The 13,526-nt window shown below is 60.1% G+C and carries 16 protein-coding genes and 1 pseudogene; 9 read left to right on the top strand and 8 right to left on the bottom strand.

Going from position 1 to position 13,526, the window contains the following annotated elements; all coding sequences use genetic code 11:
• Positions 1–296: MerR family DNA-binding transcriptional regulator (locus PY650_RS24365; RefSeq protein ID WP_285882166.1), on the bottom strand; the 296-nt coding region annotated here is incomplete at its 3' end.
• A gap of 488 nt (positions 297–784) precedes the next feature.
• Here PY650_RS24365 and PY650_RS24360 point away from each other — a divergent pair.
• Both PY650_RS24360 and PY650_RS24355 read left to right on the top strand, forming a co-directional pair.
• Positions 785–1,060, top strand: coding sequence for an SDR family NAD(P)-dependent oxidoreductase (locus tag PY650_RS24360; protein ID WP_285882165.1), 276 nt, complete (start codon positions 785–787; stop codon positions 1,058–1,060).
• Positions 1,000–1,197: an SDR family oxidoreductase gene (locus PY650_RS24355; RefSeq protein ID WP_285882164.1), complete on the top strand. Its 198-nt coding sequence runs from the start codon at positions 1,000–1,002 to the stop codon at positions 1,195–1,197. Before PY650_RS24360 ends, PY650_RS24355 begins: the two co-directional genes overlap by 61 nt.
• A gap of 13 nt (positions 1,198–1,210) precedes the next feature.
• On the opposite strand, the gene nadC is transcribed toward PY650_RS24355, so the two are convergent.
• The 5 genes from nadC to PY650_RS24330 form a co-directional block, all read right to left on the bottom strand.
• Positions 1,211–2,068 carry a carboxylating nicotinate-nucleotide diphosphorylase gene (gene nadC, locus PY650_RS24350; protein ID WP_285882163.1) on the bottom strand — a complete coding sequence of 286 codons (858 nt, stop codon included), beginning with the start codon at positions 2,066–2,068 and terminating at the stop codon, positions 1,211–1,213.
• Position 2,069: 1 nt separating this feature from the next.
• The gene (locus PY650_RS24345) at positions 2,070–3,611 is read right to left on the bottom strand and encodes an L-aspartate oxidase (protein ID WP_285882162.1); all 1,542 of its coding nucleotides are present in this window, start codon (positions 3,609–3,611) and stop codon (positions 2,070–2,072) included.
• Positions 3,608–4,579, bottom strand: coding sequence for a quinolinate synthase NadA (gene nadA / locus PY650_RS24340; protein WP_285882161.1), 972 nt, complete (start codon positions 4,577–4,579; stop codon positions 3,608–3,610). The genes PY650_RS24345 and nadA overlap by 4 nt, the downstream gene beginning before the upstream one ends.
• Before the next feature lie 71 nt (positions 4,580–4,650).
• On the bottom strand, positions 4,651–5,553 hold the full coding sequence (locus tag PY650_RS24335; protein ID WP_285882160.1) for an NUDIX hydrolase: 903 nt from the start codon (positions 5,551–5,553) through the stop codon (positions 4,651–4,653).
• 191 nt (positions 5,554–5,744) lie between these two features.
• Positions 5,745–6,437, bottom strand: a complete 693-nt coding sequence (locus PY650_RS24330; protein WP_285882159.1) for a GntR family transcriptional regulator — start codon at positions 6,435–6,437, stop codon at positions 5,745–5,747.
• Between the two features lie 120 nt (positions 6,438–6,557).
• Here PY650_RS24330 and PY650_RS24325 point away from each other — a divergent pair.
• From PY650_RS24325 to PY650_RS24295, 7 genes and pseudogenes are all read left to right on the top strand, one after another.
• Positions 6,558–6,780: pseudogene (locus tag PY650_RS24325) on the top strand (hypothetical protein); the annotation flags it as partial.
• Between the two features lie 23 nt (positions 6,781–6,803).
• Positions 6,804–8,540, top strand: a complete 1,737-nt coding sequence (gene araD / locus PY650_RS24320) for an L-arabinonate dehydratase (RefSeq protein WP_285882158.1) — start codon at positions 6,804–6,806, stop codon at positions 8,538–8,540.
• Positions 8,541–8,558: 18 nt separating this feature from the next.
• Entirely contained in the window at positions 8,559–9,284 is a 726-nt protein-coding gene (locus tag PY650_RS24315) for a ribonuclease activity regulator RraA (protein ID WP_285882157.1), read from the top strand.
• A gap of 161 nt (positions 9,285–9,445) precedes the next feature.
• A complete protein-coding gene (locus tag PY650_RS24310; RefSeq protein WP_285882170.1) occupies positions 9,446–9,691 on the top strand; it encodes a helix-turn-helix transcriptional regulator in 246 nt (81 codons plus the stop codon).
• Entirely contained in the window at positions 9,688–10,026 is a 339-nt protein-coding gene (locus tag PY650_RS24305; RefSeq protein ID WP_349644512.1) for a helix-turn-helix transcriptional regulator, read from the top strand. Before PY650_RS24310 ends, PY650_RS24305 begins: the two co-directional genes overlap by 4 nt.
• Positions 9,981–10,961, top strand: a complete 981-nt coding sequence (locus PY650_RS24300) for an MBL fold metallo-hydrolase (RefSeq protein ID WP_285882155.1) — start codon at positions 9,981–9,983, stop codon at positions 10,959–10,961. Before PY650_RS24305 ends, PY650_RS24300 begins: the two co-directional genes overlap by 46 nt.
• 256 nt (positions 10,962–11,217) lie before the next feature.
• Positions 11,218–11,637, top strand: a complete 420-nt coding sequence (locus tag PY650_RS24295) for a GlcG/HbpS family heme-binding protein (RefSeq protein ID WP_285882154.1) — start codon at positions 11,218–11,220, stop codon at positions 11,635–11,637.
• Positions 11,638–11,737: 100 nt separating this feature from the next.
• Here PY650_RS24295 and PY650_RS24290 read toward each other — a convergent pair whose 3' ends face one another.
• Positions 11,738–12,337, bottom strand: a complete 600-nt coding sequence (locus PY650_RS24290; RefSeq protein ID WP_285882152.1) for a DUF922 domain-containing Zn-dependent protease — start codon at positions 12,335–12,337, stop codon at positions 11,738–11,740.
• A 637-nt stretch (positions 12,338–12,974) separates the two neighbouring features.
• Positions 12,975–13,511, bottom strand: a complete 537-nt coding sequence (recX, locus tag PY650_RS24285) for a recombination regulator RecX (protein ID WP_285882151.1) — start codon at positions 13,509–13,511, stop codon at positions 12,975–12,977.
• Positions 13,512–13,526: the final 15 nt, after the last annotated feature.

Below are 13,526 nucleotides of genomic sequence, written 5' to 3'. Positions count from 1 at the left end.
GCTGACACCGCAGAGCTTGCGGCCAGTTTTTCAAGGTTGCGGGCTGCGTTGTGATCGCGCCCGGTCTCGTATCCACAATCGTCGCAATGGAATGTTCGCCTGGATACGCGGGCGTAAGCAATGGTTTTGCGGGTGGCGTCTTGAGCTGCGCGGAATTGCTCTGGACGAAGCTTGACAAGATCGTAACGGCGATGGCCGCCCGGTGTATGTTCAGCCACCAGACGGCCTTCAGCTTCCCATCGGCGCAACATCGTGATCGACACGCCTAAGACTTTCGCCGCTTCGCCTATGCTCACAAATCTCTCCATTTTGGAGGGATATACATAGATTCACTAAGATTACAAGCGAAATGTTCTAACCCATGGATTTTGAGCAGCAAGGTCAAGGATGCGCAAGCGCTAACCGAATGCCACGGCGCAATTTCCATAACGATATCGTTATCCGGCTCGGGAAGACGTGGACTGTACTCCAAAAATCCCCACGACATAGCGTGCGGCTCCGATTGCAACCTATCTGGGAGAAATTCCACTTGCGTCTTGGCGACAAGGTCGTTCTGATTACCGGCGGCTCGAAGGGTATTGGTTACGCCTATGCCCAGCCTGTTTCTTTCCGAGGGTGCACGTGTCGGCATATTTTCGCGAGCGCAAGCCAACCTCGACACTGCGCTCTCCCGCCTTCCAGGAGCCCATGGCTACATTGCCGACCTGACTTCTGACGCAGAGGCTCTGTAGGTCGTCGATAAGGGCGAAAACGATATCGGCCCGATCGATGTTCTCGTCAACGCATGGCCGCGCGCGGCTCGGGCACAATCGTCAATATCATTGGCAATGGCGGCAAGATCGCCCAGCCGACCCATCTTGCCGGTGGCCCGGCCAAAGCCGCGTTGATGCTCGCAAGCGTCTGTCAAGCCAATGCCTATGCCAGCCAAGGCGTCCGCGTCGTCGGCCTCAATCCCGGCCTCACCGAGACGGACCGCGTGGCCGGGGGCATGAAGGGGGCATGGAGGCTGAGGCCCAGCTCGTCGGCGCCACCCAAGAAGATACGCTTGCCGCCGCCCTAAGCCGTATCCCTATCGGCCGCATGGCAAGTCCGGAAGAGATCGCCAATGTCGTTGCCTTCCTGAGTTCGTCCAAGGCAAGCTATGTCACCGGCGTCGCAATCAGCATGGATGGTGCGCAGGTTCCGACTGTGGTCTGACAGCCGCTCCCGGTTACGCGGCCGATTTCCAATCGAGCCCGATATCGAGCGTCGGCGCGCTGTGCGTCACCCAGCCGACAGAGATCAGATCGACGCCGGAGGCAGCGAATGCCATAGCCGTCGAAGGCGTGACCCGGCCTGATGCCTCGGTGATTGCGCGGCCGGCAACGATCATCACCGCCTCGCGCAGTTGATCGGGCGTCATGTTGTCGAGCAGCACGGCGTCGACGCCTTCTTCCATCGCTTCGCGGAGCTGTTCGAGCGTATCCACCTCGACCTCGATCTTGACCATATGGCCGACGCCGGCCTTGGCGCGCCGGATCGCCTTAGCGACGCCGCCGGCGATCGCGACATGATTGTCCTTGATCAGCACCGCGTCGTAGAGCGCAAAACGATGGTTCATGCCCCCGCCGGCCCGGACCGCATATTTCTCCAGCGCCCGCAGTCCCGGCGTCGTCTTGCGTGTGCAGACAATCGACGCCTTCGTTGCGTTGATCGCGTCGGCGATACCGGCCGTCACGGTCGCAATGCCGGAGAGATGGCCGAGGAAATTCAGCGCCGTGCGCTCGGCCGTCAGCAGGCCGCGGGACGGGCCTTCGATCGTTGCAATGACGTCGCCGGCGCCGACCTTCGCGCCATCCAGAAGATGGCGGGTCATGACCGTCCTGGGATCGACAAGCTCAAAGGCGAGTTCCGAGGCATCAAGTCCGGCAATCACCCCCGGCTGACGGGCCACGATGGCGACGCAGGAGCGATGATCCTCCGGGATGACGGCGGCAGAGGTGATATCGCCGGCAAGACCGAGATCTTCCAGTAAGGCACTGCGTACCAGCGGCTCGACGACGAGGCGCGGAAGGGGAACGAGGGTCATGTCAGGCGCTCCTGGCGAAGGAATAGGGTATAACGGATCGAGCAATGTCCAAGGCGTCTTTGAGACGCATCGTCCGGCGCTGCGTCTGCTGCAGCTTCAGCGGAAAATCCGTTCGGGCATGAGCACCGCGCGATTCCGTCCGCAGGTTGGCGAAAACAGCGATCAGCAATGCGACGATGGCGGGATCGGCCGCCTGGCCTTCGCTTTCGGCAAGCGGCAGAAGTGCAGCAATCGCTCCATGAATGGCGCCGGCATTGCGAAGCACGCCGAGATGACGCGAGACGATCGGCCGAACAAGCGAAGCATCCGGCGCCGGCGAGTGCGCATAGTTTGGAGGCAGGATCGCAGGGCTTGCGGGGACACCGGCAATGTCGCGCGCCGCGCGCGCGCCCATGACAGCTGCCTCCAGCAACGAGTTGCTGGCGAGCCGATTGGCTCCGTGCAAACCTGTGGATGCCGCCTCCCCTGCCACCCAGAGGCCAGAAACGGAGCTGCGGCCTTTCGTATCCGTCGCCACGCCACCCATGTGATAGTGAACGGCGGGGCGCACGGGGATGAGTTCGCGCGACGGATCAATGCCGGCCTCGCGGCAGAGCGCATCGATGACGGGAAAGCGGCTAGCGAAGCGACTGCCTAGCGCTTCGCGGGCGTCGAGAAAAACACGGCCGCCGCGTGCGATTTCCGCACTGATCGCCCGCGCGACCACATCGCGGGGGGCCAATTCCGCACCGGGAACCGACGCCATGAAGCGCTCGCCTTTCTCATTGACCAGTTCGGCGCCCTCTCCGCGCACGGCTTCGCTGACCAGTGCCAACGGCCGGCGGCGGGAAGCAAGTGCCGTCGGATGGAACTGCACGAATTCCATGTCGGCCAGAAGCGCTCCAGCTCTCGCCGCAAGCGCGATTCCTTGTCCGAAATTTTCAATGGGATTGGTAGTGGAATCGAAGAGGCCGCCAACGCCGCCGGTCGCAAGGAGCACGCGGGAGGTGGGAAGAACGGCCATTCCCTTCGGTGTCGCGCATAGCAGGCCGCTGATCCGCTCACCGCTAAGGAGCAGCCGCCTCGCCTCATATGCTTCAAGGACTGTAATGGACGGCGTGTTGGCGACGGCCTTGACCAGCGCCCGGACAATCGCCGCGCCGGAGCCGTCGCCTTTGGCATGAACGATGCGGCGGCGCGAATGGGCAGCCTCGAGGCCGAGCGACAAGGCGCCCGCGCCACTTCGGTCAAAGCCAACGCCGGCCCGCTCCAGAGCCACAATTGCTGCGGGCGCGTCGACAATTATGCTTGCGGCTACTGCCGGATCGCATAGCCCATCGCCAGCGGCGAGCGTGTCGGCCAGATGCAGCTCCGCGCTATCATCGGCTCCGACGCTTGCGGCGATGCCGCCTTGCGCCCAGGCGCTTGACGTCTCAGCGCCCAGTGCGGCGCGGGTGACAATGACGGCCGGTTGCGGCGCCAGCGTCAGTGCCGCCATCAGTCCGGCGAGGCCGCTGCCGACGATGACGACGCGATCTGCAAATTCGTCAAGAACCTCGGTCATATCGCCAGCATCCTTTCCACGGCGCGACGCGCCGCGACGGCAATTGCCGGATCGACGGTCACTTCGTGTTGATTTTCCTCGAGTGCCTTGCGGATATTTTCGAGCGTGATGCGCTTCATATGCGGGCACAGATTGCATGGCCGGATGAACTCGACATCCGGATGATGGATGGCGACATTGTCGCTCATCGAACATTCGGTCAGCAAAACAACGCGCGCCGGGTGCTTCTTGCCGACATAGTCAGACATGACGGCTGTAGAGCCGGCGAAATCCGCTTCCCTGACGACGTCAGGCGGGCACTCCGGGTGAGCAAGCACCGTCACGCCGGGATAATTCTCGCGAAGCTGGCGCACATCGTCGGCGGTGAAAAGCTCATGCACTTCGCAATGCCCATGCCAGGCGATAATCTCGACATTGGTCGCGCGTGCCACGTTCTGTGCCAGATATTCGTCGGGGATCATCAGCACCTTGGGAACGCCGAGCGATTCCACCACCTGCTTGGCATTTCCCGATGTGCAGCAGATATCGGATGCCGCCTTCACCGCAGCGGACGTGTTGACATAGGTGACGATGGGAACACCGGGATGCGCCTGACGCAGCAGTGAAATGTCTTCCGGCGTGATCGATTCCGCCAGCGAGCAACCGGCGGCCATATCGGGGATCAACACGGTCTTTTCCGGATTGAGCAGCTTGGCGGTTTCGGCCATGAAATGCACGCCGGCAAGCACGATGATATCGGCGTCCACATCGATCGCCTTGCGGGCAAGCGCGAGGCTGTCGCCAACGATATCGGCGACGCCGTGGAAGATCTCCGGCGTCTGATAGTTATGGGCGAGAATGACGGCGTTGCGACGGCGCTTCAGCTCGAGAATTGCCTCGACATCATCCTGAAACATCATCCATTCGGCTTTGGGAATGACGCGGCTGACGCGATCATAGAGGGAGGATGCGGATACGGGATAGTTCATGGCCGGCTCTCCTTATTATACTCACTCCGAGCATATCATGAGCCAATAGATATTCTCGTTGTGAGCATATGTCAATTGCGAGAGAGCGGCAATTTTGTTCCGGCGAGTTCACGTTCTTCAAGCACGGCGCGGCGGAAGCGGAACAGCTTGGCCGGGCGGCCACCTGTCTCGCTTTCGGTTGCTCCTGTTTCTTCCACTAGCTCCTGCTGCTCGATCAGCCGGCGGAAATTCTGCTTATGCAGCGTCAGGCCCGCCAGGGCCTCGACGGTGCGCTGCAATTGGAGGAGCGTAAAACTCTCCGGCATCAGCTCGAAAACGACGGGGCGATATTTGATTTTCGCACGAAGCCGCGCCATGCCGGTGGCAAGAATCCGCCGATGGTCGGCAAACATCGGCCGGCCGGTATTGTTCTGCTGAGCGCAGTGCGCCTCCAGCACAAGCCCAGCCTCATAGAGAAGCTCATAGCGCTGCAGGACGAGGTCCTCGTTCCAGGCGCAATCGTTCAATCCAAAGGTAAAATCCGCGCGGCGCCGGCGCTGATCATGGCGGGCTGGGTCGCGGGCGATCCAGATATTCAGCCGCCCAACAATATCGTCCAACACGGCCGGACGGCCGTGACGATGGTCTTCCCAGGGGAAATATTCGTACCAACCATGCCATCCCGGCCTGCCGCCGCCGGGGGCCGCCTGCTCGCGCACCAGGCCAAGATAGCTGATCGAAATCGTTCGGCCGCCAAGAATCTCGGTGTTGCGATCGCGATCGGCAAAAGTATAGAGCTGCTCTAGATATCCAACGGGATGCGCCGTTTGTTCCTGCACCCATTCGCGAAGACCGGTTTGCAGTGTCCGATGGCCGAGCTCGAACGGACCCGACGGCAACGCATCGCCGGACCGCACCGTCATAACCCTCGGATCGTTGCCGGTGACGGCCGTCAGAACCGCGATCAATTCGGCGTGCGCAAGTCCGATGGTCACTTCGACTCCGTGATTTGTTTCGAGCTGATCTTTTCTCGCACGAAGCGCCGCCGAAGCCAATGCAGAGTTCGCTCGCCGGACGGCTCACGGCATTTCAGAGCCCGCAAACCCCTCCCAAACCGGGATCAGCGTTCGCAAAAGACATCGGCAGCCTGCTGTTGGCCTTGTCGTGACCGTTATCGGATAGCCGGCTAACGGCTGACGTAATCCGGATATTTCTCGCAAATAAGATCGATGATCGACAGCGTTCCGGAAAGATGCTTGCGAAGCGCCGCCACAGCCTGACCCACGTCCCCCAGGCGGACGGCATCGACGATGGCATGGTGATCGGCGATGACCTGCTGCAATTTGCCCGGCATCGGCAGGTTCAGCATCCGAAGTCGATCGAGATGGACGCTCTGGCGCCGGACGGTTGCCCAGAGGCCCAGGATGCCGACCCTTTCGAAGAGAACGCGGTGGAAATCCTTGTCGAGACCATCAAAAAGATCATAGGTCTCCGGCGACATGACATGCTCCTGGCGCACTAGAACATGCCGCAATGCTTCCGCCGTTTCCAAGGGCGATTCGGCCGTCAGCCGCCGGATGGCCTCCAGCTCGATCGACAAACGCAGGAAATGCGCCTCGACGGCGTTGCTGATATCGATTCTCGCGACGACAGTTGCATATTGCGGATAGACCTCGACGAGCCCTTCTTCCTCCAGCCTGATCAAGGCGTCGCGAACTGGTGTCTGGCTGACGTTGAATTCGCTCTGGAGCGAGGTGCGCGACAGGACAGTGGTCGGCGGCAAACTCATTGAAAGAATGCGCGACCTCAGAATTTCCAAGATCTGGGGCGCGACCTGGCGAGAGCGATCCAAGGCGAATTCTTTCGGGTTTACTTTCACTGGCTACCTTGCTGATCGAGAACGTCAGCTCATAAAGCACAATTTAAGGCTTGATGCACTGATACATTAGTGCTTTAGTCAATTTCTGTAAACGCGATTTCATGGGTTTGCGTATTTTGCGAGGAACTCGTCTTCGGCGTTTCCTGCCAAGGCCGGGCTTGGATGGTTCATCTTCGAAAACCGCAACCTCCTCGATATACCCTCGGTCTTCGCCGGCCTGCTGACGGTCATCATCATCGGCCTATTCGTCGAGAACCTAGTTTTCCAATCGATCGAGCGCCGGACCCTGCAGAAATGGGGCATGAAGGAAAGATATGCTACGCGGTCTCATCTCCTCAGATAAGAGTTGAATAAGGTCTTAAAATAATGCCTACAAGAAGGAAATCTACAGAGTTGCGCAGCGCCAAATGGTTCGCGCCCGACGACCTCAGAAGTTCCGGACATCGTTCGCGCACCATGCAGATGGGCTATGCACCGGAAGAATGGACGGGCAAGCCGGTCATCGCCATCCTCAACACCTGGTCCGATGCCAACCCCTGTCACGCCCATTTCAAGCATCGTGTCGACGACGTGAAGCGCGGCATCTTTCAGGCCGGCGGCTTCCCCCTAGAGTTGCCGGCGCTGTCGCTGTCCGAAAGCTATGTCAAACCGACCACCATGCTCTATCGAAACATGCTGGCGATTGAGGCCGAAGAACTTCTGCGCTCGCATCCGGTCGACGGTGCCGTGCTGATGGGCGGCTGCGACAAGACCACGCCCGGCCTCGTCATGGGCGCGCTCAGCATGGGCCTGCCGATGATTTACCTGCCCGCCGGCCCGATGCTGCGCGGCAATTACCGCGGCCAATATCTGGGCTCCGGGTCGGATTCCTGGAAGTTCTGGGACGAGCGCCGAGCCGGCACGATTTCGGAGAAGGAATGGGTCGAGGTCGAAGCCGGCATTGCCCGCTCCTACGGCCACTGCATGACGATGGGCACGGCGAGCACCATGACCGCGATCGCGGAGGCGCTGGGCCTGACCCTGCCCGGAGCGAGTTCGATCCCGGCAGCCGACTCCAATCACATCCGAATGTCGTCGGCCGTCGGCCGCCGTATCGTCGAGATGGTCTGGGAAGATCTTGTCCCCTCGAAGATCGTCACTGCGGCCGGCGTCGGTAACGCCGTCACCGTGGCGATGGCAACGGGCTGTTCCACCAACGCGGTCGTGCATCTGATCGCGATGGCGCGCCGTGCTGGCGTCGACCTTACGCTGGACGATCTCGACCGAGCTGGGCGTACGACACCAGTACTTGCCAATATCCGACCGACCGGCAAGGCCTATCTCATGGAGGACTTCTACTACGCCGGTGGCCTGCGGGCACTGATGGCGAAGCTCTCCTCCAAGCTTGACCTCTCTGCACTGACCGTTTCCGGGGTCACCCTCGGAGAAACGCTGGAGGGCGCCAAGTGCTACAACGAAGATGTCATCCGCTCGCTCGACAATCCCGTCTATCACGAGGGGTCGCTCGCGGTTCTGAAGGGCAATCTCGCGCCGACCGGTGCCGTCATCAAGCCCGCCGCCTGCGATCCGCGTTTCCACAAGCATCAGGGACCGGCGCTGGTCTTCGACAGCTATCCGGAGATGAAGGCAGCGGTGGACGACGAAAATCTCGACATCACCCCCGACCACGTCATGGTGCTGCGCGGCGCCGGCCCGCAAGGCGGCCCGGGCATGCCGGAATGGGGCATGTTGCCGATGCCGAAGGCGCTGCTGAAAAAGGGGCATCGCGACATGCTGCGGCTATCAGACGCGCGCATGAGCGGGACGAGCTATGGCGCTTGTATCCTGCATGTCTCCCCGGAATCGCATGTCGGCGGCCCGCTGGCCCTTTTAAGGAACGGCGACATCGTTCGCCTGGATCTCGAAGCCCGACGGATCGATATAGTGGTGGATGAAGATGAATTGCAGCGGCGGCGCGAAGCCTGGGTTAAGCCCGAAGAAAAATTCGGCCGCGGCTATGGCTGGATGTTTGCTCGTCATGTGGCGCAGGCCGACACCGGCTGCGACTTCGATTTCTTGGAAACCGGTTTCGGCCCGACGCCGGGCGAACCCGACATATATTGACTGCAAGGGACATATGTCATGAGCAACTTCGTTTTGAGCAGCGAGACGCGCAACAAGTTGATGGGTGTGGCGACGCCGACGATCGCCACGGCGCTCTTCAAGAGAGGACTCCGCAATCAATTCATCCAGGACGTCCGCCCGCTGTCGCCGAAGAAAGCGAACATGGTCGGCCAGGCCTTTACACTCCGCTATATCCCCGCGCGCGAAGACCTGAACACCATCGATGTCTTCCGCAACCCGGAGCATCCGCAGCGCGCCGCTGTCGAAGCGTGTCCGCCTGGCGCGGTTCTGGTCATGGACAGCCGCAAGGATGCACGCGCAGCATCCGCGGGCTCGATCCTTATATCACGGCTTCAGGTGCGCGGGGTGGCCGGCGTCGTGACCGATGGCGGCTTCCGCGACAGCCCAGAAATCGCCAATCTCGATATCCCCGCCTATCATCACCGCCCATCCGCTCCGACGAACCTGACGTTGCACCAAGCGATTGAAATGAACGTGCCGATCGGCTGCGCCGATGTCGCGGTCTTCCCCGGCGATGTTCTGGTCGGCGACAATGAAGGCGTCATCGTCATCCCTGCCCATCTCGCCGACGAGATTGCCGACGAGGCCGTTGAAATGACGGCTTATGAAGACTTCGTCACCGAGGAAGTCTTGAGCGGCGCTACGATCATCGGGCTTTACCCAGCAACCAGCGACGCACCAAAGATCAAGTTCGCCGAGTGGCGGAAGAAGAACGGCCGCTGATCGGTACGCAAAATTCTGCTACTCTCAGAATCACCCATGATCCGGGCTCCCGTAAGGTTGGTTATGGTCAGGCTTCATCCGATGCTCGAGCGTCGGGGTGAAGCTTCTTGATGTTTTTTGTACCATATGGTCGCTTAGTTTACAATGAGACATTGAAAAGAATGAGCGGAATAACAGGAGCTCAAATTCGAGCGGCAAGAGCGCTCCTTCGATGGACAGCGGAAGATCTCGCAAAATCCGTTGGTATCGGTGTTATGACCGTGCGTCGCGCGGAAGCTGAAGACGGACAGCCATCGATTACAGCGGCAAACCTAAAGCTGATCAGGATAACCTTGGAGGAGGCTGGTATCGAGTTTATCGCACGTAACGGCGGTGGGGTCGGCGTGCTATTCAAGACGCCGGAATGACGAACACTGGCCTTCTTACAATGGAGCAATGCCGTGGGGTACGGGCTATGTTGGGCTGGAGTCAAGCAGAGCTTGCAAAGGCTGCTAACGTTTCTCGTCAAACTATTGCTGATCTCGAACGTGGGGCGCGCATATGCCCATCAGTAACAATCTCTCGAGTATCATCGCGGCTTTTCTTGGGCCCATGTGGAGCACCGTTTCCGCTCGCTAATGTGGTAGACTCTATCCTCGGCCCGAGGACGCATAGCTCGGAAGACAGTCTCGTGCGGCCGAACGAGGGAAACAGCCCATGCCCACTTTGCAGCCCGTGGATCGGTTGGAATTTCAGATCCTGATCGACAATCTGACCGACAGCTTGTCCACGGCCCCGCCGAATGTCACGCTTGAGTGGACGGCACTTATGCGGGCGGGCATGAGACAATTGTCCGGCCGCTGCCAATGTTGTGCGAATCACGGCTTGGCAGTCGTCGTCAAGGCGTTTCGCGGCGCGGCGAGCCGCGTTGTTCTGTTCGATGCCGGTCCGGTGGAGTTCGCGGTCGAATACAATGGGACCCGGCTGGGCATCGACTTCGCCAGCATCGATGCTGTGGTGCTCTCGCACGGGCACTGGGACCACGCCGGCGGGCTGCCGATTGCGTTTGACCTCATCACCAAAGCAAACGGCGGCCGCGCGATTCCCTGCTATTTGCACCCCGGCATGTTCCGCCAGCGCGCCTTGCCGCTCACGGGCGGCGGATTACTTCCCATCCGCGAGATCCCCTCGCCGGACGATCTCGCTGCGAAGGGAGCCGTCCCGGTCGTCACGACTGAGGCGCAAGTCTTGCTCGACGATATGTTTCTAGTTAGCGGCGAGATTCCCCGCATGACGAGCTACGAGAAGGGGTTCCCCGGCCACAAGCAGCGGAGCGAGGACGGCCAATCTTGGGAAGATGATCCGCTCATCATGGACGAGCGCTTTCTAGCCGTTCACGTGGGCGGCAAAGGCATTGTCGTACTCACGGCCTGCTCGCACGCAGGTATCATCAACGTTCTCAAACATGCGCAGTCCAGTTTCCCGACGATCCCGCTCTATGCTGTTGCTGGCGGCTTCCACTTGGCGGGCGGCAACGAGAAGATCATTGCCGAATCCGTGCGCGATATCGGAACGTTCGGTCTTACCTTAATTGCGCCGGGCCATTGCACAGGCTGGCGGGCGGTGAATGCCCTCGCGAACGCTTATGGTGACAGCACCGTGGCACCCTTGGCCGTCGGAAAGATATTCGCAATCTGACGCGCGAGCATTCCAAACGTGAGGCCTCGACTTCAGCTCCTGGCCCTTTGCGTCATCCAGCTTGCGCTGCAGAATTTGGTTGCTATCGGTGCATAGCGGACTCTGGCAAGCCGTCCGCCCTGCAGATTTATGGGTTCACGGCCTAGCGAAGAACGGAAAGCGTGGCGCATGTCCAGGCGCCCGCCAAGACCTCTATCGGCGCGGCCCCACTGGCTATCTTCGCCACAAGAATTTCATATCAAGGAGTTACAAGCCCATGTCTATCACGCGCGAAACCCTGATCCTGTCCCATGCCGGCGCAATGCAGGCTCTTGCCGCCGCGATCGCCCACGCCGAAAAGATCGGCATCCCGCAATGCGTCTTCATTGTCGACGCGAGCGGCGAAACCATTGCCAGCATCCGGATGGACGGTGCGAAATATCTGAGCATGCACACGGCTCGCGCCAAGGCCCGCACAGCCGCTTCGAGCAACGCGCCGACGGGTACCATGTCTTTCGAATTCGGCACCGCCGCCGGCATCGCCTCAAAGGGCGGCGTCACGCATCTGCCGGGCGGTCTGCCCATTCGTTTCGGCAGCCGGCTTGCCGGTGCGATTGGCGTAGGATCGGGCACGGGCGATCAGGATTTCGAAGTCGCCCGCGCCGCGCTTGCCGCCATCGGAGCCGATGCCGTTTGAAGGCGTGATCGATCATCTACCTCGGCGGGGTCTAAACCGCCGAAGCCGTTTCGATCGGCAATAGCTATTTGGCCATGGCACAATAAGGCGCCGGCAGGCTCTACCGCTCCCTTACCAATTTAAGGACGAGCTGTTGGAGATTGCCTCCGTCACTGAGCTCGGTTTTGTCGAAATCCCGGGCTCGCTGCCTCTCTTTGTTCGAAATCTCGGCTAGGCGCGTTGTCAGATCGGCTCTGATTTTGCGGCAATCAGGATCATCCGCGGCGGACAGGCCGACGCTTACAGCCTCGATCTCCTTCACCATGTCCTTGATCATCTCGCCATGCACGAGCTCATGTTTGTGCACGCCAGCGATAAAGGTTTCCCAACTTCTCCGAGTTGAGGCCGGCAACTGCTCCGCAGGCTTGGGCAACGTATAGGTGATGATCAGCTTCGGCTGTGCCGAAACAAGGACACAGGAACTCCCTTGAGGCTCATATTTCCTCGTCCAGGTCAGCTTGAAACCCGTGTATGCGATAGCGCGAACTTTGCTTCCAACCTCAGGGCCCCGTCCCCCGATTGATTCATAAAGTTCGGCGCCGGATTTTCCCGCTATGGCATAGGTCTTCACCTTTTCGACGGCCTGCCATTGCGCATGTGCAACCACCGGCAAAGACACGAGACAGGCCACAAGCAAATAAAATCGAATGCCTAGCCCCATGCAAAGCCCCCAAAACGATGCCGTCATTCCCGACGAAACTACCGGCTGGAGGTTCCGCTTTCAATCGGGCTGCCTATATTCGGGAATTCCTCGACGGAAAGGAGCCGAGGTTTTCGGTCCGTCCTTGCAAAGCACGATCGACCTGTCTTCGGCGAAACGCGCGCGGCAGCGGAACAAAGGCTCGCCGACATGAATAGCATCGCGGTGCCCGAACATCTGCTCGCTAAGATGTCGTCGTTTCTCGGCGTCGACCTGAGCGGCGCAGATCTTCCCTGAGGATATCGTCAGCTCCGACATCAACCAGTCGAGCCGGCACCGCGTCTCGGTAACTTGTCGGAATTGCCAGGCGCGATGGCCTTGCTTTGCGGCAACTGCTGTTGCGGCTTGCCAGCGGCGGTGGCCATCTTTTGGCCGTCGGCACGGGAAGCGAATTTGCCGATGTCATTCAGTAATGGTTTCAGGTGGGTGCGGTCGACGGCTTCAACGTTATGTGCTCGTCATTTCCGCCGACCTACAAACGTTCAACGTTATGGTCGCGCCGGAGCTTGTGAAGCGGCTATTGCGCCAGCCCGACCTCGGCTCAGCACCTTACGCCAACGCTACCGCCTGACCGACATCCGAGCCCAACGCGTCTTACTCAGAATGCCACCGACGAGTATAGAAGTTCTTCGGCCTCCTGGTGGGTCATATTGAAAACCGCCTTACCGATCTCAAAACCGAAACCGTTCCGGGCGAACGCAGCCAATTCTTTCGCCTTTCGCTTCTCATCGAGCTCATTTCGCCGAAACGGGCCGAAGCCGCGCTTGCGGGCAAAGATGACCGCGGCGAATACATCGTCGGTCGCATCCAAAGCCGCCGCCGCCGTCTCACCATCTATGCCGTTCGCAGAAAGCTTGTAAGCAATGGCCTTCCTTGATTTGCCGGAACGAACCGCCGAGCGCGTGCTGACCTCGGCATAGGCGACATCATTAAGCGCCTTCTGGCCATAGGCGAATTTGACGGCGAAGTCAGCGACGGCCTGAATCTGCGCGTCGCTGATGCCTTCAAATTTCTGCTTCGCCTTTCTCGTGATCGCATCGAACAACTGCTTTTCGGTCATCATCTTGCGTTCAAGACGATAGATCGTCGAATTGCGCGCCCAGGCCAGCATGCGAGTGGTCGGTGTTTGGTCCATGGGCGGAAAGCGTTC

It is taken from the genome of Martinezella calliandrae, assembly GCF_030272695.1.
GTDB lineage: Bacteria > Pseudomonadota > Alphaproteobacteria > Rhizobiales > Rhizobiaceae > Rhizobium > Rhizobium calliandrae.
Note: the sequence above shows the minus strand (reverse complement) of the source record. Positions and strands in the feature narration are given on the sequence as shown.

Excerpts from the sequence above, each read along its gene's own strand:
- PY650_RS24360 (WP_285882165.1), top strand. The coding sequence starts at position 785 with ATGGCCGCGCGCGGCTCGGGCACAATCGTCAATATCATTGGCAATGGC.
- PY650_RS24355 (WP_285882164.1), top strand. The coding sequence starts at position 1,000 with ATGGAGGCTGAGGCCCAGCTCGTCGGCGCCACCCAAGAAGATACGCTT.
- nadC (WP_285882163.1), bottom strand. The coding sequence starts at position 2,068 with ATGACCCTCGTTCCCCTTCCGCGCCTCGTCGTCGAGCCGCTGGTACGC.
- PY650_RS24345 (WP_285882162.1), bottom strand. The coding sequence starts at position 3,611 with ATGACCGAGGTTCTTGACGAATTTGCAGATCGCGTCGTCATCGTCGGC.
- nadA (WP_285882161.1), bottom strand. The coding sequence starts at position 4,579 with ATGAACTATCCCGTATCCGCATCCTCCCTCTATGATCGCGTCAGCCGC.
- araD (WP_285882158.1), top strand. The coding sequence starts at position 6,804 with ATGCCTACAAGAAGGAAATCTACAGAGTTGCGCAGCGCCAAATGGTTC.
- PY650_RS24315 (WP_285882157.1), top strand. The coding sequence starts at position 8,559 with ATGAGCAACTTCGTTTTGAGCAGCGAGACGCGCAACAAGTTGATGGGT.
- PY650_RS24310 (WP_285882170.1), top strand. The coding sequence starts at position 9,446 with ATGAGCGGAATAACAGGAGCTCAAATTCGAGCGGCAAGAGCGCTCCTT.
- PY650_RS24305 (WP_349644512.1), top strand. The coding sequence starts at position 9,688 with ATGACGAACACTGGCCTTCTTACAATGGAGCAATGCCGTGGGGTACGG.
- PY650_RS24300 (WP_285882155.1), top strand. The coding sequence starts at position 9,981 with ATGCCCACTTTGCAGCCCGTGGATCGGTTGGAATTTCAGATCCTGATC.
- PY650_RS24295 (WP_285882154.1), top strand. The coding sequence starts at position 11,218 with ATGTCTATCACGCGCGAAACCCTGATCCTGTCCCATGCCGGCGCAATG.
- PY650_RS24290 (WP_285882152.1), bottom strand. The coding sequence starts at position 12,337 with ATGGGGCTAGGCATTCGATTTTATTTGCTTGTGGCCTGTCTCGTGTCT.
- recX (WP_285882151.1), bottom strand. The coding sequence starts at position 13,511 with ATGGACCAAACACCGACCACTCGCATGCTGGCCTGGGCGCGCAATTCG.